This is a genomic window from Pectobacterium betavasculorum (genome assembly GCF_000749845.1).
Classification (GTDB): domain Bacteria; phylum Pseudomonadota; class Gammaproteobacteria; order Enterobacterales; family Enterobacteriaceae; genus Pectobacterium; species Pectobacterium betavasculorum.
Genome location: NZ_JQHM01000012.1, coordinates 57,242 through 79,131 on the forward strand (window position 1 = coordinate 57,242; position 21,890 = coordinate 79,131).

22 protein-coding genes are annotated in these 21,890 nt (G+C 49.0%); 14 read left to right on the forward strand and 8 right to left on the reverse strand.

The genetic code is table 11. From position 1 onward, the window contains the following. Positions 1-4 precede the first annotated feature (4 nt). The 7 genes from waaB (at position 5) to coaD (ending at position 6,947) form a co-directional block, all read left to right on the forward strand. Complete coding sequence (gene waaB / locus KP22_RS17290; RefSeq protein WP_039307334.1) at positions 5-1,093, forward strand: lipopolysaccharide 1,6-galactosyltransferase; 1,089 nt, start codon at positions 5-7, stop codon at positions 1,091-1,093. Between the two features lie 18 nt (positions 1,094-1,111). Continuing rightward, a complete protein-coding gene (gene waaO / locus KP22_RS17295; protein WP_039325407.1) occupies positions 1,112-2,134 on the forward strand; it encodes a lipopolysaccharide 3-alpha-galactosyltransferase in 1,023 nt (340 codons plus the stop codon). A gap of 16 nt (positions 2,135-2,150) precedes the next feature. Next, positions 2,151-3,140, forward strand: coding sequence for a glycosyltransferase family 8 protein (locus KP22_RS17300; RefSeq protein ID WP_039325409.1), 990 nt, complete (start codon positions 2,151-2,153; stop codon positions 3,138-3,140). Between the two features lie 59 nt (positions 3,141-3,199). Further along, a complete protein-coding gene (locus KP22_RS17305; protein ID WP_039307344.1) occupies positions 3,200-4,099 on the forward strand; it encodes a glycosyltransferase family A protein in 900 nt (299 codons plus the stop codon). Between the two features lie 59 nt (positions 4,100-4,158). Further along, a complete protein-coding gene (locus KP22_RS17310; protein ID WP_052012555.1) occupies positions 4,159-5,082 on the forward strand; it encodes a glycosyltransferase family 2 protein in 924 nt (307 codons plus the stop codon). A gap of 65 nt (positions 5,083-5,147) precedes the next feature. After that, positions 5,148-6,425, forward strand: a complete 1,278-nt coding sequence (waaA, locus tag KP22_RS17315; RefSeq protein ID WP_039307346.1) for a lipid IV(A) 3-deoxy-D-manno-octulosonic acid transferase — start codon at positions 5,148-5,150, stop codon at positions 6,423-6,425. A 36-nt stretch (positions 6,426-6,461) separates the two neighbouring features. After that, positions 6,462-6,947: a pantetheine-phosphate adenylyltransferase gene (gene coaD / locus KP22_RS17320; protein ID WP_039307349.1), complete on the forward strand. Its 486-nt coding sequence runs from the start codon at positions 6,462-6,464 to the stop codon at positions 6,945-6,947. A gap of 13 nt (positions 6,948-6,960) precedes the next feature. Here coaD and KP22_RS17325 read toward each other — a convergent pair whose 3' ends face one another. The 6 genes from KP22_RS17325 to radC form a co-directional block, all read right to left on the reverse strand. Next, on the reverse strand, positions 6,961-8,034 hold the full coding sequence (locus KP22_RS17325) for a glycosyltransferase family 4 protein (protein ID WP_039307352.1): 1,074 nt from the start codon (positions 8,032-8,034) through the stop codon (positions 6,961-6,963). A gap of 47 nt (positions 8,035-8,081) precedes the next feature. Further along, complete coding sequence (gene mutM, locus KP22_RS17330) at positions 8,082-8,891, reverse strand: bifunctional DNA-formamidopyrimidine glycosylase/DNA-(apurinic or apyrimidinic site) lyase (protein ID WP_039325411.1); 810 nt, start codon at positions 8,889-8,891, stop codon at positions 8,082-8,084. A 28-nt stretch (positions 8,892-8,919) separates the two neighbouring features. After that, positions 8,920-10,293 (reverse strand): DUF6880 family protein, encoded by a 1,374-nt coding sequence (locus KP22_RS17335; protein ID WP_052012556.1) that lies wholly within the window; start codon positions 10,291-10,293, stop codon positions 8,920-8,922. A gap of 137 nt (positions 10,294-10,430) precedes the next feature. Beyond that, a complete protein-coding gene (gene rpmG / locus KP22_RS17340; RefSeq protein ID WP_002208990.1) occupies positions 10,431-10,598 on the reverse strand; it encodes a 50S ribosomal protein L33 in 168 nt (55 codons plus the stop codon). Between the two features lie 11 nt (positions 10,599-10,609). Beyond that, positions 10,610-10,846, reverse strand: a complete 237-nt coding sequence (rpmB, locus tag KP22_RS17345; RefSeq protein ID WP_005967968.1) for a 50S ribosomal protein L28 — start codon at positions 10,844-10,846, stop codon at positions 10,610-10,612. Positions 10,847-11,083: 237 nt separating this feature from the next. Continuing rightward, complete coding sequence (gene radC, locus KP22_RS17350; RefSeq protein WP_039307357.1) at positions 11,084-11,749, reverse strand: RadC family protein; 666 nt, start codon at positions 11,747-11,749, stop codon at positions 11,084-11,086. A gap of 153 nt (positions 11,750-11,902) precedes the next feature. Between radC and coaBC the strand changes: the two genes are divergently transcribed. From coaBC to slmA, 3 genes are all read left to right on the forward strand, one after another. After that, the gene (coaBC, locus tag KP22_RS17355) at positions 11,903-13,180 is read left to right on the forward strand and encodes a bifunctional phosphopantothenoylcysteine decarboxylase/phosphopantothenate--cysteine ligase CoaBC (protein WP_414625933.1); all 1,278 of its coding nucleotides are present in this window, start codon (positions 11,903-11,905) and stop codon (positions 13,178-13,180) included. Continuing rightward, complete coding sequence (gene dut / locus KP22_RS17360) at positions 13,158-13,616, forward strand: dUTP diphosphatase (RefSeq protein ID WP_010285710.1); 459 nt, start codon at positions 13,158-13,160, stop codon at positions 13,614-13,616. The genes coaBC and dut overlap by 23 nt, the downstream gene beginning before the upstream one ends. Positions 13,617-13,742: 126 nt before the next feature. Continuing rightward, positions 13,743-14,339: a nucleoid occlusion factor SlmA gene (slmA, locus tag KP22_RS17365; RefSeq protein WP_005967978.1), complete on the forward strand. Its 597-nt coding sequence runs from the start codon at positions 13,743-13,745 to the stop codon at positions 14,337-14,339. 284 nt (positions 14,340-14,623) lie between these two features. Here the strand turns inward: slmA and pyrE are convergent, their stop codons facing one another. Next, a complete protein-coding gene (pyrE, locus tag KP22_RS17370; protein WP_039307360.1) occupies positions 14,624-15,265 on the reverse strand; it encodes an orotate phosphoribosyltransferase in 642 nt (213 codons plus the stop codon). A 220-nt stretch (positions 15,266-15,485) separates the two neighbouring features. Beyond that, the gene (rph, locus tag KP22_RS17375; protein ID WP_039307363.1) at positions 15,486-16,202 is read right to left on the reverse strand and encodes a ribonuclease PH; all 717 of its coding nucleotides are present in this window, start codon (positions 16,200-16,202) and stop codon (positions 15,486-15,488) included. Positions 16,203-16,406: 204 nt separating this feature from the next. Between rph and ycjG the strand changes: the two genes are divergently transcribed. The 4 genes from ycjG to KP22_RS17395 all read left to right on the forward strand — a co-directional run bounded on the left by ycjG (position 16,407) and on the right by KP22_RS17395 (position 21,889). Then, the gene (ycjG, locus tag KP22_RS17380; protein WP_209428713.1) at positions 16,407-17,372 is read left to right on the forward strand and encodes an L-Ala-D/L-Glu epimerase; all 966 of its coding nucleotides are present in this window, start codon (positions 16,407-16,409) and stop codon (positions 17,370-17,372) included. Positions 17,373-17,416: 44 nt separating this feature from the next. Then, entirely contained in the window at positions 17,417-19,288 is a 1,872-nt protein-coding gene (locus tag KP22_RS17385) for an ABC transporter ATP-binding protein (RefSeq protein WP_039325416.1), read from the forward strand. Positions 19,289-19,408: 120 nt separating this feature from the next. After that, entirely contained in the window at positions 19,409-20,950 is a 1,542-nt protein-coding gene (locus tag KP22_RS17390; protein ID WP_039325418.1) for a glutathione ABC transporter substrate-binding protein, read from the forward strand. Between the two features lie 18 nt (positions 20,951-20,968). After that, a complete protein-coding gene (locus KP22_RS17395; RefSeq protein WP_014913740.1) occupies positions 20,969-21,889 on the forward strand; it encodes an ABC transporter permease in 921 nt (306 codons plus the stop codon). Position 21,890: the final 1 nt, after the last annotated feature.

Genomic DNA, 21,890 nt, shown 5'->3' on the forward strand with positions numbered 1-21,890 from the left:
CATTATGAATATACTTTTCGTCGGTGAAGCCACATCTGGTTTCGGTGGTATTGAAACCGTACTCAAAAAAGTGACCAGCTTTCTGGAAAACGATTGCGAAACCAAAAATACCTATACCTTGTATTTTTTATGTCGTGATGACCGCATGGATAAAGCATGGCTGGCAGGAAAGCGGTTTGTTTGCCATCGCTCTAGCATCAAGATCTCGTTTCTGCGTCGAATGAGTCATGCCTGTGTGCTCGCTCGTTTCATTAAGCAAAACCAACCCGATGCCGTTATTGCTTTTGATGCACCATCCTGTCGGGTTGCAGCACACGCTCTCCGTTATAGTAAGAAAAGGTTGCCGTTGATTTCATGGCTACATTACTCTCTCGATCATAAAAAACACGCCGAGCAGGCACTGGTGGCAGATCACCACTTGGCCATCAGCTCAGGTATCAAGCAGCAATTAATAAAGCGTGGTGTACCTTCCAAACGAATTTCTGTTGTTTTTAATCCGGTCACACCACAAAGCGTTGTTATCCCACGTCCGACGAATAAAGCCGTCTTTATCTATGTAGGCCGTCTGAAATTTGAGGGGCAAAAGCGTCTCAAAGATATGTTGGACGCTTTTTCTGGGCTGACAGGCGATTGGGAATGTCATTTTATTGGTGATGGTTCCGATGCTCAGGTCTGTCGCGAGTATGCGCAAAAGCTGGGTATCAACGAGCAAGTACACTGGCACGGCTGGCAGGCCGATCCGTGGGAATACATCCAGACAAAGGTTAAAAATGTTTCTGCGTTCGTTATGAGTTCAGCCTTTGAAGGGCTACCGATGACGCTACTGGAAGCCATGTCCCACGGCATCTATTGCATCAGCAGCGATTGCCCTTCTGGGCCGGGCGATATCATTAGGGATGGCGTAAATGGACAGCTTTATCCAACTGGCTCCACCGATTTCCTCCGTAATGCGCTGCAAACGCTTGTCGAGCAGGAACCGATACCGTCAGCAGAACAGGTAAAATCGTCTATACATTTGTTTTATGATGATACTTACTATCAGTCGATGAAAGAGACCATCAATACTGTTATTAACCGTCAGATTATCCGCTAATTGTCAGTTGGGTTTGCTATGTATTTCAAAAAAGATGATGTGATTAAACAAGTCGTTGAATTCTCTTCCTCACCTTCGCATCCCGAGAAAGATACCCTGAATATTGCTTTCGGTACGGATAAAAATTTTCTATTTGGCTGTGCAGTATCTATCGCTTCTATTTTACTAAAAAACCCTAAGCAACCTTTAGCCTTTCATATTTTTACAGATACTCTCGACAGCGATAATCGTGATAGATTCAACTCTCTGGCTAAGCAATATGACACGTCAATTACGTTCTATGTTGTTAACTGCGATTGGCTAAAATCCCTGCCAAGTACCAAAAACTGGTCATATGCCATTTATTTTCGTTTTATCGCCACTGATTATTTTTATCATCTGCTTGATAAAATCATTTATCTCGATTCAGATATCGTTTGCAACGGTTCGCTTCAGGAATTATCTGAGCTAAACATAGAAAATTATATTATTGCTGCCGTAGCAGAGGGGAAAAGTCCTTGGTGGGAAAAATGTGCCACTCGCCTGAAAACACCCGGCATTAAAAATGGTTATTTCAATTCTGGTTTTTTATTGATTAATTTAAAAAACTGGCATCAGAATAACATCACTACGAAAACTATGATGATGTTAATAGATAAGGATGTTGCCAACAAAATCTCTTATCCTGACCAAGACATCCTCAATATGCTATTACCAGGACACATCCTCTTTCTTGATAAAAAATACAATACTCAGTTCAGTATCAATTATGAATTAAAATGTAAAAGAGGCGAGACTTATCCTCACCCAATAAATAACGACACGGTTTTTATTCATTATATCGGTCCAACCAAGCCTTGGCACGAGTGGGCCAAGTACCCTAGTTCCGCGTACTTTTATAATGCAAAAGCCCTTTCTCCGTGGAAAAATGTTCCATTAGAAAAAGCAAATTCGGCAAATCAATTTAGATACTGCGCAAAACATCTTTTTCATAAAGGCCATTCTATTCCATCATTAATAAGTTATATTCATTATTTCTCAAAAAAATTGTTCCATCGATGATCACGAAGAGACAAAAATGTACTTTAATAAAGAAATAATTATCGAGAGAGAAATAGATTTCATTGGGATTAGAAACAATGAAAAAAATGTATTTAACATCGCTTACGGCATAGATAGAAACTTTATTTTCGGCGCAGCTATTTCTGCAACTTCGATTATTATCAATAATACCAAACCTTTAGCTTTTCATTTTTTTATGGATCATATTGATGATGAAATAATCCATCAATTTGAATCCATGGCTAATAAATTCAACGTTAACATTCATTTATATCAGGTTAATACACAACTACTTAGCGATTTACCTGATAAAAAATGGCCTTGCTCGGCTTATTTCAGGCTGGTAGCCTTTGATTATCTTGATGATCAGGTGGACACGCTATTGTATCTAGATGCCGATGTGATGTGCAAAGGCAGTATCAATGATTTATATGAGCTACGTTTCGGTAAGAACATTTGTGCCATTGTGCCTGATATCATTGAAACCAGAGAACAATGTGCAACACGTTTGGCCAGACCAGAGATAAAAGAAAGTTATTTTAACTCTGGCATTATGTTTACCCACTTGAAAAGCTGGGCAGATAATCAACTTACTGAAAGAACGCTTTCTTTTATTAAAGAAAACACTTCGCTTAAATACCCGGATCAGGATGCACTGAACATTCTACTTTACGGAAAGACGATCATTCTACCGCGTAAATTCAACTGCATTTACAGCATCAAAAGTGAGCTGAAAGATAAGACTCATCAGGCTTATAAGAAAATAATTAACGACGAGAGCGTTTTCATTCATTATGTCGGCACGACGAAACCCTGGAATGAATGGGGTCAATATCCTTCTACGGTTTATTTCAGCCATGCTTATCAGCAATCAACCTGGAGTGACGTCCCCCTTATTGTTGCAAACACGCCAATACAGTGGAAGAAAAAATCCAAGCATGAGATAGGAAAAGGAAAGCTGATAAAAGGAATATTAAGTAGAATTAAATATCTCATAGAAAAATAACTTAAAGAACCATTATATGTTTAGAAAATATTTTTGAAATTTATTCGGAACGTAATGACATGAATATCACATCCGTTGTAATAATTTATAATGCAGAGTTACGTGAGTCGGACACGCTAAAAAGTATTCTGCTTTGTCAGATTCAAAATATAAATCTGAATATTTGCATTTGGAACAATGGGCCAAAATTATTAACAGAAAGTGATGCTTCTGATTTTATATCACAATGCCAAAAAAAAGGCATTCAAGCAAAAATATATCAAGACATAAGGAATTTATCCCTGTCTAAAATTTATAATTTTTTTGTTAAGAATGAAGAATTTGAATTTATAACAATTTTAGACCAAGATTCTTATTTACCTGAAAATTACCTTACGAAAATATCATCACATCAAGAAGCGGATATTGTTGCTCCAATTGTTATTGCAGAGAGAAATGGTATTAGCGCACAGACCGATCCTCATTTTTATGGAGATGTCAATCTCATGATTGGAGAGGGGAAAGTCGATATGAAGATAGATTCGGTTATGTCGGGACTCGCACTGTCGAAACAAGGAGCAGATAAAATAATCGCATTTAGAGGTTATCTCTTTGAGGAACGGTTAGCTTTTTATGGAATAGACAGTGACATTTTTAGAACCATGAATATTATGGCAGACAATAAAATAACACTAAATATATATTGCGCAAACAAGATTTACCACTCATTTGCAATGTCTAATCCTGATAATAAAAATGATTCCTTCCGAATCATGGAAATGTTTTACTATAAGACATTCATAAGAAATGAATATCAGAAGAAATCTAAAATCAGTACCATATTCATATATCTAAGAGATTTTATTAGAGGAAAAACAGATTTTGACCGGACAAAAAAACTTATTATTTTTTCTATAGATAATACTCACCCAAGATCAAAATTAAATATAGAAAAGAACATTAACCCCATATATAAATAATAAACATCCGAAAAACATTTGGAAACTTTATAAAAACCACGCTTACAAGCACACAAAAAATGGAAAAAATCAAAATAAATGCCATAATAGTTCTCTATAATTGCAACATGGAGGATTCCGTAACCGTCAATTCTATTTTTAAAGCAAATCTTGATAATATAGAGCTTAAACTATTAATATGGAACAATGGTAATATACTGTTAAATGAAAAAGATGTAAGTAATTTCATTGAAAAATGTCAACAAAAAAAAATTAGCACAGACGTTTATCAGGATACTAGAAATCTATCTCTCAGTAAAATATATAACTATTTCATTGCCAAATCAGATTATAACTACATTTCCGTTTTAGATCAGGACACCAGCGTAAACAATGATTTCTTTCTAAATATAAAAGAAAATGCAAACTATGAAATCATTTGCCCTGAAATTTACTTATCCAATAAAGAAAATATAAAAAGCAGCCCAATCTATAACACTCCTGATGAGAGTATTGATTTTATTGAGGCCGGTGATTTTAATGCCAATGCAATGTTTACTTGTGCTTCAGGTCTATCATTTTCCTCAGTACTGATAAAGAAAATAGCAGACTATTATGGATATATTTTTAATGAAAGTTATGCATTTTATTGGGCAGACCATGACCTACTTGAAAGATTAACTGCATTTGACTATGTCAAAGGAAAATGTGTTGGAAAAATGTATCATAACATGTCCGGCGTAGGTCAGGATTTTAGTAGAATGCAAGAATCCGCAAAGCTAGAGCATGGCTTAGGAAAAATACTAAGAAGAATAAATAAACAAAATAAGCCCGGTTCTCTGAGAAACATTATTTATGCGATAAAGTATACACTTAAAGCAAAGTGTTCTATATCAAGCGCCTTAAAAATAGTTCAATGCGCGATACAAAAGCAACATCCAAGATCGCGCTTTAATATAGATAAAAACAGTAAAGCCACTCACAACTATTCTACTGATAGCTAAACCATAGCCTTATCATCACGAACCCGATAAAATCCCCCCAGCGATAACTGATAACAGTAGATCTTATGTTACAAACTCTCTACACCATCATCCTGTACCTCATCCAGCCGTTGATTTGGCTTCGCCTGTGGCTTCGTGGCCGCAAGGCACCTGCCTATCGTCGGCGCTGGGGTGAACGCTACGGTTTTTGTGCAGAGAAGGTCAAGCCAGACGGCATCATGCTGCATTCTGTGTCGGTGGGTGAAACGTTGGCTGCCATCCCTCTGGTTAGGGCATTGCGCCATCGTTACCCTAATCTACCTATCACGGTAACAACCATGACGCCGACCGGTTCCGAGCGCGTGCGCTCTGCTTTTGGCGACACGGTCTATCATGTTTATCTACCTTATGATTTGCCCTATGCACTGAAACGCTTTTTTGATCAGGTTCGTCCAAAAATCGTCATCATTATGGAAACTGAACTCTGGCCAAATCTGATCGCGGAACTACATAAACGCGAAATTCCACTGGTCATTGCAAATGCACGGCTGTCTGGGCGTTCTGCTGCGGGTTATAAAAAGATCGGCAAACTCATGCGCCACATCTTACAGCGCATTACCCTCGTCGCCGCACAAAATCAGGAAGACGGAAATCGATTTATCGCTCTTGGCCTGAAGCGCTCAAGCCTGAAAGTGACCGGCAGTCTCAAATTTGATATTTCCGTTACGCCAGAACTCGCGGCTAAAGCGATTACCTTGCGTCGGCAATGGGCACCGCATCGTCCAGTTTGGATAGCCACCAGTACGCACGAGGGTGAGGAAGCGATCGTTCTGGCCGCTCACCGACAACTGCTTGCCACTTATCCTGATTTATTACTGATTCTTGTGCCTCGCCACCCAGAACGTTTCTCCACCACCCAGGCGTTAGCAGAAAATCTGGGGTTCACCTATACGCTGCGTAGCGGTGGTGAGCAACCTTCTGCGAACACGCAGGTAGTGATTGGGGACACCATGGGCGAGCTGATGCTGTTGTATGGCATTGCCGATCTGGCATTTGTGGGGGGGAGTTTGGTTGAACGGGGCGGACATAATCCGCTAGAAGCGGCAGCCCACGCGATTCCAGTGTTAATGGGGCCACATACTTTCAATTTCAAAGACATCTGCAACAAGCTAGACCAGGCTGATGGGCTGATTACCGTGACCGATGCAGATTCACTTGGAAGAGAGGTGGGAAAACTGCTCGCTGACGAAGACTATCGTCTCTACTATGGTCGACACGCCGTAGAAGTATTATACCAAAATCAGGGCGCACTACAGATGCTGCTAACGCTATTAGAACCTTATTTACCTCAGCGGACGCAGTGAAGCCGTTACCGAAATTGTAAATAAAGGGCTGATGTGATGACAACCAAAGCGATTTATCCTGGCACGTTCGATCCATTAACCAATGGTCATTTGGATCTGCTGACGCGAGCATCACGACTGTTCGATCATGTAGTACTAGCCATCGCTGCCAGCCCGAGCAAAAACACGCTCTTCACATTGGACGAACGTGTCGCGTTGGCAAAGGGTGCGACGCAGCATTTGTCGAATGTCGAAGTCGTCGGCTTCAGCGATCTTATGGCGCACTTCGCGCAGCAGCAAAAAGCGAATATTCTTGTGCGTGGTTTGCGCGCCGTTGCCGATTTCGAATATGAACTCCAGCTCGCAAAAATGAATCACCACCTGATGCCTACGCTCGAAAGCGTCTTCCTGATGCCGTCGGAAGAGTGGTCGTTTATCTCATCCTCTCTGGTCAAAGAAGTTGCTCGCCACGGCGGCGACGTATCGCATTTTTTACCCGACAGCATCGCTGACGCATTACTGGAAAGATTGCAAAAGGTGTAATAGATGGCGGTGTTTATTCCGTTACAATCCGAATAAGGCTCTCGGTATTGACCTCACGGCCAAAGCGAGCTCTGACATCCGTTTTTCCAGCCTCAGCATAGGCCTGCACGATTTCTTTATTCGATAAGGCAAAATCAATTGCTCTCACCCACGCCTGCGGCTCATTAGGCGATACAATCATCCCGGTAATGCCATCCTGCACTGTTTCGGGCAATCCGCCTTCATTGCTGATGATGACAGGAACCGCTAGCCCCAATGCCTCTATCTGTGCCATACCCAGTGGCTCCTTTGTCGACGGCATCACCAACACGTCAGCACGTTTCAACACGGCAGCGACTGAGGCCAGTTCTCCTATCCATACTTGCCGTTGCAAACCACGCTCAGCAACCTCATGTTGCAACGGCGCAGCATTGCCACCGCCTGCGATGATGTAGCGCAAATGGGGCCGGCGCACAACAAGCTCACTCAATGCCGCAAGTATAATGCTATGCCCTTTTTCCGCACGTAACATACCAAGCTGAATGATAACATCGCCCTCTCCCTGGCTCAGCCACGCCGCCAGTTCGTTTACGAGCGGTAGATTGACCTCGCGATCCAACTTTTCAAACGCAATACCGGGATACACGACGTCGATCTGTTTACCCGGAAACTGGGGCTTGATTTTCTCTGCCATGAATCGGCTTGGTACCATCACTAAATCAATAGGGAGAAAGCGGCTTAACGGATTAGGTTTTCTATTCGTGTAATAGGTACGTGAGCGAATAATTTTGGGTCGATTGAGTAACGTCAGCACCGCAATACACAAATTATTAGCGTCATGCCCACTGTGGCAAATACAAGCAAGTGGGCGTTGGCGCTTTATTTCAATTCGTAATCCACGAATAGTTGGCAAATGGCAACTATTACGAAACGGCAAATTAATCACAGACAGGCCACGAGCGCGAGCTTCACCATTTATGCGGCCTTTCGCACTACAGAAAAGGCTGGTAGTAAATCCCCGCGCATTCAACGCTTCCATTTGCTGTAAAAGCTGCCATTCCTGCCCGCCCATGTTCTTTGAGCTTTCAAGAAAAAAGACTGTACCCATATTGACCTTCATAGCCTGAATTGATTTTCTGATTTATTAATAAGTGATTACTTCTGACAACTGCGGCAAAAAAACGTGCTGCGCTGCCCGTGTTTCGCAATTTCTATCCGCGTTCCACATGTCCGACAAGGTTCACCGTTACGGCCATAAACCCGCAGCTCTTGTGCGAAATAACCTGGTTTGCCATCTGATTGCAAAAAGTCACGCAGCGTTGTGCCCCCCTGCTCAATCGAAAGTTGTAATACCTGTTTAATCACGCGAACCAATACGGCTGCATCGTTTTCATTTAACGATCCGGCAGTTCTGTCAGGATGGATACCCGCCGCAAACAGCGATTCGCTCGCGTAAATATTACCTACGCCAACCACCACTTTGTTATCCATAATCCACTGCTTGATTGCTGTTTTTTTACCGCGTGAAGCCTGATAAAGGTAATCTGCGGAGAATTCCGCCTCTAACGGCTCCGGCCCCAAATGCGCCAATACCGAGCTGGTTTCTGGATTATCCGTCCACAGCCAGGCACCAAAACGCCGAGGATCGGTGTAACGCAGCACCTTACCGCTGTCCAGCACTAAGTCGACATGATCGTGCTTCTCCGGCTCACTGTATTCTGGCAACACCCGCAGGCTGCCAGACATGCCGAGATGCACGATAATCCAGCCATGCGTGAGTTCAATCAGCAGATATTTTGCCCGCCGACGCACGCTGAGCACCGGTTCATCGCTCAGCGAGAGAATCTCAGCTGATACCGGCCAGCGTAGACGCGTGTTCCTCACTTCTGCATAAAGGATGGTATGACCAACGAGATACGGTGAAATACCCCGACGACTGGTTTCAACCTCAGGTAATTCAGGCATACTTTCTCTCCTGAGAAACGACGCTCAATTATTGCAAACGCTGCCAGAATGAATATTTTCGACTATGTTGTTGCTTAAGCTGTTCTTGATAATCAACCCACTCCAATAGCGGCGCATGGCTTGTTATCCGAGAAGCCAACTTTTCCAACTTACGATAATAATTTGCTGCATGATCGTATGCCTTGCTCCGGCCAGAAGATAAAATATCGTCGAGTAACAGACGATAGCAAATTACTTCAGCCAAAGGGCATTCCGCATCATGAAATTGATCTGCCCAACTCAACAATACGCCGAAGAAGACATTGAGTGATTCCCGATGAGCAAGCAGTTGTGCTGCCGCTTGAGCATAATCATTCAGTTCCAATAGCGTATCAATTTTGGACTGAACATCTCCCATCGCCAACGCATGGGTAGCCGCCTGATTCTGTAACGTTTCTCGTTCCGTTTCATCTTGTAAGACGGCAAGCAGTGCTTGTAGACGAGTATAATCAGGACGTTGCTGATAAGCTTCACGCCGTAACGCCAGGAGCGCGTTTTGATCGCCAAGTTGGACATAGGCTTTATCCAACAAGGCAAGGCGTTTATCCTCCGCGTGACCTTGAAAAGACTCCGATAACCACTTCAACGCCGACTGCGCTTCATCGATCGACAGACAGAACTCCACAATGTGGAGTTTTTGTAATTCGTTGGGTTGTGGGGACGGCAAAAGTATGGAGCGTTCAAATAACGTAACGTCTTTCAAGGCTCGGGCGACACCTGAAATACCGAGTGTGGCATGCGCAGCACGGAAGTTATATTCATTTTGAGGTGCAGCCACCAGAGCGGCGGTATACTCACTTTCAAAATCCTGCGCCAATTGGCTCAGTTCAGATTCGGTGAGTAACATTCCACTTTGTGCAATCAAACCATCCCACACGGCATAATCGTTCTCGTTATGCCGCTTTTTAATCTCATCCGTCCAATTCCGCGTCTTTCCGCTTTGCGCACGCCACTGGCTTGCCGCATTAACCCACACGGAAAGCGCGGCTGCATAGCTCTCACCTATCGCCCCATCTGAATCATCCGCTCGTTCATAGACACGAGAGTGCGTAGACATCAGTGAATCGATAAGCGCAAACGCTTTTTGCGGTGCATCATCGACCAGAAACGCAATATCACCAACCAATACCTCAAGCTCCATAGCAAAGTCATGACTCTGATGGTAATCGATAAATCGTTTACCACGGGCAATGGAGGTAATACGTTGTTTTAGTGATTTCTCCTGCGCTACCGTATCCTGGCGATTCAGCAGCGTTTCGATACGCTGATCGACCTTTGGGTCCAAACCATAAATCGCTTCAACCATTAACAAGAGTTGTGCGTGCGGAGTAGACAGTAAAAGCTGGTGTAATGCCGAATCCATATTTTCATTACCGCAGGGTTATATAGGCAGAGCACAGAAAATTGGCATAGAGTAAAAAAGGATACAAGAGGAAGAATGAGAAAATGAATTCAAAAAAAAACCCAGCCTTAGCCGGGTTTTTTATAAAGGAGCAAAAATTACTTAATTTTAGCTTCTTTGTACAGAACGTGCTGACGGACAACGGGATCGAATTTCTTCAGTTCCAATTTTTCCGGCTTAGTACGTTTGTTCTTCGTAGTGGTATAGAAGTGACCAGTACCAGCAGAAGAAACAAGCTTGATCTTCTCGCGAACACCCTTAGCCATGATTCAGTTCCTTAATACTTTTCACCACGGGCACGCAGATCGGCCAAAACCGTCTCAATACCCTTCTTGTCAATAACACGCATACCTTTAGCAGATACACGCAGTGTTACAAAGCGCTTCTCGCCTTCAACCCAAAAACGGTGTGAATGCAGGTTCGGCAGAAAACGGCGTTTGGTCGCATTCAGTGCGTGGGAACGGTTGTTCCCGGCCACCGGACGCTTGCCAGTAACTTGGCAGACTCGGGACATGTCTATTCTCCAAAAATCAAATCAGCTCGAGCTTCGTATAGGGTTTGGCCGCCTCGTCAGGCTTTAGAGCCCATCTCAGCAACTTCACTGAAAAGACTCTGTCATCAGGATAAACCTGCTGAGATAGGCTCTTAACGCCACACCCAAGATTCTCAAAGGTGGCGTAGTATACGCTCTGAAGCGTAAGTGCTCAAGTCCCGAACAGCTAAAGATCCCATTGGATCGCGGAAATATCTGTCAAATCCAGCCGCGCTCGGCAAAAGAAACGTATTCACCATGCCCAATGACTAAATGATCGAGCACGCGGATCTCCATTAACAAGCACGCTTTGACAATCTGTTCGGTTATCGCACGGTCAGCCTGACTCGGCTCCGCTTTTCCCGACGGATGATTATGCGCCAAAATCAGCGCAGCGGCATTCGCCTTTAGCGCTTCACGCACAATTTCACGCGGGTGTACTTCCACACTGCTAATCGTACCAATAAACATCTCCTGATGGCGAATAACGTGATGCTGATTGTCCAAAAACAAAACTAAAAAAACCTCGCGTTCACGTCGAGACAATAGCAGTTGCAAATATTGACCAGTCGCTTCCGGGTTCAGCATCGCATCCTCTTTCGCCAGGCGAGAGAAAAACAGCCGCCGCGACAGCTCTGCGATCGCCTTGATTTGCGTATATTTTGATATTCCTACCCCTCTGGCGTTATGGAACGCGGACTGCTCGGCCGTCATCAGTTGATATAACGACCCAAACTGTGCCAACAAATTCTCTGCCAACTGCATCACATGCACACCGGGTAACCCTGTGCGTAAAAAAATCGCCAGCAACTCAGCATCCGTCAGTGATTCCGCACCTAAACGCACCAGTTTTTCACGCGGTGCCAATCCCTTTTCCCAACCCATCAGCCTCTCCCTGTACCGCTCGGCAGCATCATGTCACGCCTGCAAAAACAGAACGATATCGGCGATAAAAGGCTGCGAAGCGCCTCGCAATCTTCTTAGGGCAACCACAGTAACAACCTTAAGATTCCTATCTGGCCTCAAGATTATGGTAAAATGGCACCTCTTCTGACTTTCAATCGGACCATGATGATGACGGAATTTTCCAGCCTGAATGCACTCTCCGGCAAACGGATCGTGCTGGGTATCAGCGGCGGAATCGCAGCGTACAAGTGCCCGGAACTGGTGCGGCGCCTGCGCGATGGCGGAGCCGACGTACGGGTTGTCATGACATCTGCCGCTAAAGCTTTCATCACCCCACTGACACTACAAGCTGTCTCTGGCTACCCAGTGTCAGACGACCTGCTTGACCCCGCAGCAGAAGCCTCAATGGGTCACATCGAGCTGGGGAAATGGGCTGATTTAGTCATTCTTGCCCCAGCTACCGCCGACCTAATCGCCCGAGTCGCCGCCGGCATGGCGAACGACCTGCTGACCACTATTTGCCTGGCAACATCTGCCCCTATCGCCGTTGTCCCTGCGATGAATCAGCAGATGTATCGCGCAGAGCCTACGCAGGACAACCTGCGCACGCTGGCCGCACGAGGTTTACCTATTTGGGGGCCGGATAGCGGCAGTCAGGCGTGTGGCGATGTCGGGCCGGGCCGCATGATCGACCCGATGGAGATTGTTGGGCTAGCGCAGCGTCATTTTTCTGCCATCAACGATCTGCAACATCTGAACATTCTGGTCACCGCTGGGCCGACGAGAGAAGCACTGGACCCGGTTCGCTTCATCACTAACCACAGCTCTGGAAAAATGGGCTTTGCTATCGCGCAGGCCGCTGCCGCTCGTGGCGCTAACGTCACACTGGTAAGCGGACCGGTTTCGCTTGCTACACCGCAGGGTGTCACGCGCATTGATGTCGGCAGCGCGCTGGAGATGGAACACGCGGTGATGGAACACGCGGCGCAGCAGCACATTGTTATTGGCTGTGCGGCAGTGGCAGACTATCGCGCCAAGCATATCGCTGACGAAAAGATTAAAAAACAGAATCAGCAGGGTGATGAAATGACTCTCACTCTGGTCAAAAATCCAGATATTATCGCCGGTGTCGCAGCAATGACGAAAAATCGTCCTTATGTTGTCGGGTTTGCTGCCGAAACCCAGAATGTGGAAGAATACGCCCGGCAAAAACTGGCGCGTAAAAAGCTGGACCTGATTTGCGCGAACAACGTCTCTCTTTCCGGGCATGGTTTTAATAGTGAAACCAATGCGTTACATCTTTTCTGGCAAGATGGAGACACGCCGTTGCCGCAGTGCGACAAGCGTCTTCTTGGCCAAAAATTAATCGACGAGATTATCAGCCGTTATGATGAAAAAAATCGACGTTAAGATTGTTGACCCACGCGTTGGGCAGCAATTTCCGTTACCAACCTATGCCACACCGGGTTCCGCCGGGCTCGATCTGCGTGCCTGTCTGGATCAGGCAATTGAACTCAAAGCAGGGGAAACCACCCTGATCCCAACCGGGCTGGCAATTCACATTGCTGATACCGGACTGGCGGCAGTTATCCTTCCTCGCTCTGGGCTAGGCCACAAGCACGGCGTCGTGCTGGGGAATCTGGTTGGGCTGATTGATTCGGATTACCAGGGGCAACTGATGGTTTCCGTTTGGAACCGTGGACAACAAACGTTTACGGTTGAACCGGGCGAACGCATCGCACAGATGGTTTTTGTGCCTGTCGTTCAGGCTGAATTCAATCTGGTCGAAGATTTCGTCGGCAGCGAACGTGGAGAAGGCGGCTTCGGCCACTCCGGCCGTAGCTAACGCGCTCTAGCCACCCCATAGTGTAAAAAATTCATATAAGCCACAGCGCTCTATCCAAAAGGAAATGGCGACTGTGGCGCTACCGGGTGCTTGTCAGTCAAATATTTAGCAAGGGTCTTTTCAGACATGGCAGAAAAAGAAAATACGAAAAGGAATCGCCGCGAGGAAATTTTGCAGGCGCTGGCGCAGATGCTGGAATCCAGCGATGGCAGCCAACGCATCACCACGGCAAAACTGGCTGCGAACGTCGGCGTGTCCGAAGCAGCGCTCTACCGGCATTTCCCCAGTAAAACGCGGATGTTTGATAGCCTGATTGAATTTATTGAGGACAGCCTGACCACCCGCATTAACCTGATTCTGCAAGACGAAAAGGAAACGTTTAATCGTCTTCGTCTGATTTTGCTGCTTATTTTAGGGTTTGCGGAACGGAATCCGGGGCTGACTCGCATCATGACAGGCCATGCGCTGATGTTTGAACAAGATCGCTTGCAGGGGCGTATTAACCAGCTGTTTGAGCGTATTGAATCGCAGCTGCGTCAGGTATTGCGCGAGCATAAGCTACGCGACGGAAAAGGTTTCCAGCATGATGAAACGCTGCTAGCCAGCCAGCTGTTAGCGTTTTGCGAAGGAATGCTGTCGCGCTTTATTCGCTCTGAATTCCGCTATCGCCCGACGCAAGAATTCGACACCCGCTGGCCGCTGTTGGCCGCACAGTTGAACTAAACACCGCCCAGATATTTCTGGCGTGTCCGACCGTTGACAAACCTATTTGCCAAACAAAAACGGAGTAACGGAATAGAAGAGTAAAGCGTTTGCGCCAAGGACAAAAACGTCAGGAGCGTTTTTGAACGTCGCTTGCGACGGCCCTGAAAGGCTGAATCTCAGGGATGAGATTCATATCCGCGCAATCCGAGCTTACAGGGACGTACTCGCAGCGTCTTTACGATCTATCCGTTACTCCCGCTCTACGGGCTTTGTCAGCAACCTCGGGTTCCTGACTCACAACATTAAATCCCGTACTGCTCACGATAGGCTTTTACCGCATCAAGATGCGCCGCCATCTCTGGTTTTTCTGTCAGATAGTCAATCAAATCCGTCAACGTAATAATCGAAATTACCTTGCACTGATAATCGCGTTCCACTTCCTGAATCGCGGACAGTTCGGCGCGGCCGCGTTCCTGACGATCAAGCGCAATCATCACACCCGCCAGCGTCGCGCCGTGCGCACCGATGATCTCCATCGACTCACGAATCGCCGTCCCTGCTGTAATCACATCATCCACCAGCATCACGCGGCCCTGCAACGGGCTACCGACCAAACTGCCGCCCTCGCCGTGGTCTTTGGCTTCTTTGCGGTTAAAGCAGTAAGGCAAGTCGCGATGGTGGTGTTCTGCCAGCGCTACCGCCGCGGTAGTGGCAATCGGAATGCCTTTGTAAGCCGGTCCGAACAGCAGATCGAATTCCACACCGGAATCAACCAACGCTGCCGCATAAAAGCGCCCCAGCAAGGCCAGGTCGCGCCCGGTATTAAACAGCCCGGCGTTAAAGAAATAGGGACTGATACGCCCGGATTTCAGGGTAAACTCGCCGAACTTCAATACCTGCTTGCTGAGTGCAAACTCAATAAACTGGCGCTGGTAGGCTTTCATTAGTGCATCTCCTCGTCTTACGGATTAATCACGTTATTGACCATTATATATACCCTAAATAATTCGAGTTGCAGGACAAAAACGGCAAGGCGTTTTTGAACAGTGCTTGCGCTGACCCCGAAGGAGTGAGGCCATAAGCTGGCCGAGTAACAAAGCCAACGCACATGCAGCTTGAAGTATGACGGATATAAAAAAGCGACCATTTGGTCGCTTATCAGAATCAATCGGCTAAGGCAGCTTTCTGCGCCTGAACGATGGTATCAATTCCCCCTCGGGCGAGCGCCAGCAGGGTGAGTAATTCTTCGTGGCTAAACGGTTCGCCTTCGGCCGTCCCTTGCACTTCAATCATGCGGCCATCTTCGGTCATGACCACATTCATGTCGGTTTCAGCAGCGGAATCTTCCACGTATTCCAGATCGCACAACGCTTCGCCGTTCACGATGCCGACGGACACGGCGGCAATCATGCCTTTCATCGGGTTCTTTTTCAGCTTACCCTTGGCAACCATCTGGTTCAGCGCATCGGCCAGCGCCACGCAGGCACCCGTGATGGATGCCGTACGCGTGCCGCCATCCGCCTGCAAGACATCGCAGTCGAGCGTAATGGTGTATTCGCCGAGCACTTTCAGGTCGATTGCCGCACGCAGGGAACGCGCAATCAGGCGCTGAATCTCCAGCGTCCGACCGCCCTGCTTACCTTTGGCGGCTTCACGCGCGTTACGGCTGTGCGTTGCACGCGGCAGCATGCCGTATTCGGCGGTAACCCATCCTTGTCCCTGGCCTTTCAGAAAGCGCGGAACACCCTCTTCTACCGTGGCATTGCATAACACTTTGGTATCGCCAAATTCGACTAAAACGGAACCTTCAGCGTGTTTCGTGTAATGACGGGTGAATGTAAGGGGGCGTACTTGCTGTGCACTTCGGCCTGTTGGGCGCATGGCTCATCTCCGGTGGGTCAATGAAAACTGCCGCGCATTATACACGAAATCACTCGCGTTGCGGGAAAGCGGCATCAGAAAGCCATACCTTGAACTTAGGGTATAACCTGAGGTTATACCCTACTGATGAACAAGTATTCGTCAGTGATGATGCATCATGAAATAGTCCGTTCATCCCCTGAGCGTTGATGAGAAAAAATCATGATGCGGCATATGCAAATTGAAACGGTCAATCTGCCACTAGCCCGTCCTATGGCGGCTGAAAACGGGACGCGTCGCGCGGTTACCGTTATCCGCGTCACGTTGGAAGAAAAAGGATTTATTGGACAAGGCGAATGTACGCCAGCCGCCCACTATGGCGAGTCCGCCGACAGCGTATGTCGCCAGCTCTCTGCGATCCGTGAGGCAATAGAACACGGCCTCACCATCGAACAACTCCAACAGCATTTATCGCCGGGTGCAGCCAGAAATGCGCTGGACTGCGCCCTGTGGCGGCTCAACACCGCCTTGGAAAAGCAAACGCTGTGGCAGCGTGTTGGCATCCATCCCCCCACGTCTGTGGTCTGTGCGCAAACGTTGGCGCTCGACAGCGTGGAGAAAATGGCCACCGCCGCGTCCAATGCTGTTTCCCACGGCGCACTGCTGCTGAAAATCAAACTGGATCGCGAACTGATTTTGGAAAAGGTCGCCGCTATTCGCGCCGCCGCGCCCGACGCCAGATTGATTATCGATGCAAGAGCAAGCTGGAGCGGGCTGGATTTGCATAGCCTGTCCACCGCGCTGCTGCCTTATCAGGTCGCGATGATTGAGCAACCGCTTCCTGTCGGTAAGGACGAGGATTTACAGCGTTTCACCCATCCTATTCCTATCTGTGCGGATGAAAGCTGCCGCCACAGCGGTGATATCGTCGGGCTGCGCCGTCGTTACGACATGATCAACATCAAGCTGGACAAGTGCGGCGGGTTGACCGAAGCACTGGCAATGGTGCGTGAGGCCCACTTTCACGGCCTGCGCATTATGGTTGGCTGCACGCTGGGCTCATCGATGGCAATGGAAGCCGCGCTGCCGGTTGCAGCGGACGCCGAGCATGTCGATCTCGACGGCCCAATCTGGCTAGCCGCCGATAGCTCGCCTTATCTGACCTATAACCTCGGCCGAATCTGGCTATGACGTTATCAACCGAAGCAACCATCAAACCATCAACCGGAGTGACCATGACGGATATCATGCACGCGGGTGCCGCCACAGCACTCGGTAACGCCCCTCGACCTGTACTGGAAATCGACGACCTGAGCGTCAGCTTTAGCGGTCGTTCCGGTACGCATCAGGCGCTAAAAGGCATTTCCTTTACCGTTAATAAAGGGGAAGTGGTCGCCGTGGTCGGCGAAAGTGGTTCAGGCAAGTCCGTGACGTCACTTGCCGTGATGGGGCTGCTGGCGGACTCTGCCAACATCGAACGCGGCGCACTCCGTTTCACCGCACGCGACGGCAAGCAACATGAGCTGCTGAGCATGAAAGCGGAAGCACGCCGTAAGCTGCGTGGTCGCGATCTCGCCATGATTTTCCAGGAACCGATGACGTCGCTGAATCCGGTGCTGAAAGTCGGCGATCAGCTCACCGAAGCGCTGCTTGACCACAAAATTTGCGATGCCGCCAGCGCGGACAAAAAAGCCCGTGAGCTACTGCACAAGGTGCGCATCGCAGACGTCGATCGCGTGATGAAAAGCTACCCGCACTCACTGTCCGGCGGGATGCGTCAGCGTGTGATGATTGCTCAGGCGCTGGCCTGCGATCCGCAGCTATTGATCGCCGATGAGCCCACCACCGCGCTAGATGTCACCGTGCAGGCTCGCATTCTGCAAATCCTGCGTGACCTGCAACAGCAGAGCGACATGGCGGTACTGTTTATCACCCACGATATGGGCGTGGTGGCGGAAATCGCCGACCGCGTAGTGGTGATGTATCGCGGCGAGATCGTAGAGCAAGGCTCTGTTGAACAGATTTTCGCTGCACCGCAACATCCTTATACCCAGTCACTGCTGGCTGCGGTACCCAAGCTGGGCGACATGCGCGATAGCCTGTGGCCGAAGCGCTTCCCGCTGTTGGGACAGGCTGCCGACCCGGAAGGGAGTGAGCAGGTCACCGCACGTTATGACGCCGAGCCTCTGTTGGATATTCGCGGGCTGAGCGTGTATTACCCCATGCGTAGCGGGATTTTCTCCACCATCACCCACCACGTTCATGCGGTAGAGCAGATCGACTTCAATGTCTGGCCGGGCGAAACGCTGGCTATCGTCGGCGAAAGCGGCTGCGGCAAGTCCACCACCGGACGCGCCCTGCTGCGTCTGGTACAGGGCGAAGCCGAGAGCATTCATTTTCAGGGCAACGAAATTTCTCAGATGAAAGAGCGTGATTTCCAGCCGCTACGTCGAGAAATGCAGATGGTGTTTCAAGACCCCTATGCCTCGCTCAATCCGCGTCTAACGGTCGGTTTCACTATCGCCGAACCGCTACTGCTGCACGGGCTGGTGAAATCACTGGAAGAAGCGACGCCGCAGGTACAGGCGCTGCTCAAAAGCGTTGGGCTGCTGCCTGAACATGCACGTCGTTATCCACATGAGTTTTCCGGCGGGCAACGTCAGCGTATCGCGATTGCCCGAGCGATGGCGTTGCAGCCGCAGGTCATTATTGCTGACGAAGCCGTTTCGGCGCTCGATGTGTCGATTCAGGCGCAGGTCGTCAACCTGATGATGGATCTCCAGAAAAAAACCGGCGTGTCGTGGATTTTCATCTCGCACGATATGGCCGTGGTCGAACGTATCGCCAACCGCGTTGCGGTGATGTACCTCGGCCAGATTGTGGAGATCGGCCCGCGTCAGTCGGTGTTTAACGACCCACAGCATCCGTACACCCGCCGCCTGTTGGCCTCGGTTCCGATTGCCGATCCAACCCGTCGCGGCGCACGCCAGTTTGACGACAGCGAAATCCCCTCCCCCTTGCGTAAAGCAGGCGAGACCGTCGCCAAAACGCGCTACCGAGAGGTTGCGCCGCAGCACTGGGTCGCCGACAACGAATCGGCAGCCTGAAACACGATGTCATGACAAGAAAATAGTCACAAAAAATAGCCATAAAACACAATTTATTTATAAAAAACAACGCATTAATAAAACACAACACACGTTCATTGCTGACCAGGAGAGATAACCATGAAGCCATTCGTTCGCCGCTCCGCCGTTGCCCTCGGGCTCTCACTGTGTCTGGCGGCTGTTGCCCAGGCGCAAGACCTTCGTATTTCCATCTATGCCGATATCACCGGGCTCGACCCGCACGACACCTCGGACACGCTGAGCTACTCCATTCAGAGTGGTATCTTCGAGCGTCTGTTCCAGTTTGATAACAAAATGAAGCTGGTGCCACGTCTGGCGACGGGCTATACCAGTAACGACGCCGCCACCGAGTTTGTCATTACGCTGCGTGAAGGCATCACCTTCCAGGACGGCGCCCCCTTCAACGCCGACGCCGTTAAAGCCAACCTCGACCGTCTGGCGGATCAGAGCAAAGGCTTAAAACGCAACAGCCTGTTTAACATGGTGCAAACCGTCACCGTGCTGTCGCCAACGCAGGTTAAAATCGAACTGAACAAATCCTTCGGTGCCTTTGTGAACACGCTGGCACACCCGTCTGCGGTGATGCACAGCCCAGAAGCGCTGAAGAAATACCCAGATGAAGCACAGCTTCGCGTGCATCCCGTCGGTACTGGCCCGTTTAAATTCACCGAATGGCAGCAGGGTAAAGACGTGAAGCTGGTGAAATTCGACAACTACTGGCAGAAAGGTTGGCCGAAAGTCGACAGCGTGACCTTCTACCCAACGCCGGAAGATTCCACTCGCGTGGCGTCACTGAAATCCGGCCAGGTCGATGCCGTGTATCCGCTGCCTTCCGATCTGATCGGCACCGTACAAAACGACAGCAAACTGGCGATTCAGCGCGACCCAAGTATTTATCAGTTCTGGCTGGCGATGAACAACCTGCGCCCACCGCTGAACGATATCCGCGTGCGTCAGGCACTTAACTACGCTATCAACCGCGATATCTGGCTGAAGGTCGGCTTTGCAGGTATGGGTGTTCCTGCCTCCTCAGCGATGGCACCGGACGTACAGTTCTTTGCCCGTCAGAGCTCGCCGAATTACACCTATAACCCAGAGAAAGCCAAGGCGCTGCTGAAAGAAGCGGGTTACGCCAACGGCCTGAGCCTGAAACTGTGGACGACGAACCGTACCGACTACATCCGTAGCGCGCAGTTCTTCAAACAACAGTTAGAACAGGTCGGCATCAAGGTTACCGTCACCCCGATGGATTCCGGGATGCGTAACGCCAAACTGTTTGGCGTAAAAGATCCAAAAGAAGCCGAATTTGACCTGTTCTATAACGGCTGGTCGCCATCTACGGGCGATGCTGACTGGGCGCTGCGTCCACTGTTCGCTACAGAATCCTGGGTTCCGGTTGCTTACAACGTTTCCTACTACAGCAATCCGGTAACGGATAAAGCGATTACTGCTGGGTTGGCGACTGCCGATGCAGACAAACGTGCCGCCGCTTACGCTGATGCACAACGCCAGATTTGGCAGGATGCGCCTGTGGTCTTCCTGGGTTCGCCGGACAACGTGGTCGGCAAAACCAAGAACCTCGACGGTGTGTACATGCTGGCAGACGGTTCACTGATCTTCGATCAGGCTGAATTTAAGTAATCGGTCAGGGAGAACGCCATGTTTGCTTATATCGTCCGACGTTTGCTGGAAATGATCCCGGTTTTGCTGGTGGTCTCCCTGTTAGTGTTCGGTTTTATCAAACTGCTGCCGGGTGACCCGGCACGTATTTACGCCGGTGCTGACGCCACCATTGAGGCGGTGGAAGCCGCCCGTCAACAGTTAGGATTGAATGACCCGTTGCCGCAGCAATATGTCCACTGGCTCGGCGGCCTGTTCAGCGGCGATCTGGGGGTGACGTACCGCACCCAGCAGCCAGTCATCGACGTCATCAGCAAAAGTTTCATGCCCACCATGTGGCTGGCGCTGGCGGGCTTTGTCTGGTCGGTCCTACTCGGCCTGCTGATCGGCGTGGTGTCCGCGCTCAAGCGCGGTAAATGGCAGGACTGGACGCTAATGAGTTTCGCGGTTGGCGGGATTTCCATGCCACCGTTCTGGCTCGGCCTGTTGCTGATTCAGTTTGTCGCCATGCCGTTCGGCGTTTTTTCCGTCAGCGGCTTTAATCAGCCCAGCGACATTATTCTGCCTGCGCTGACGCTTGGAGCATCGGTAGCCGCCGTCATGGCACGCTTTACCCGCTCCGCGTTTCTGGAAGTCGCACAGGAAGACTACGTGCGCACCGCCCGCTCCAAGGGGCTGCGTAATCGGCTGGTCACGTGGAAGCATGTGATGCGTAACGCGCTGATCCCGGTTATCACCATGCTCGGGCTGCAATTCGGCTTCCTGCTCGGTGGCTCCATCGTGGTCGAGAGCGTATTTAGCTGGCCGGGACTCGGTTGGCTACTGATTGAATCGATCAAGACGCAGGATCAGCCGGTCATTCAGGCGCTGGTGATGCTGTTCGTGTTTGAATTTATTGTCATTAACCTGTTGGTGGACCTGCTGTACGCGGTGGTCAATCCGGCGATTCGCCTACGTTAGG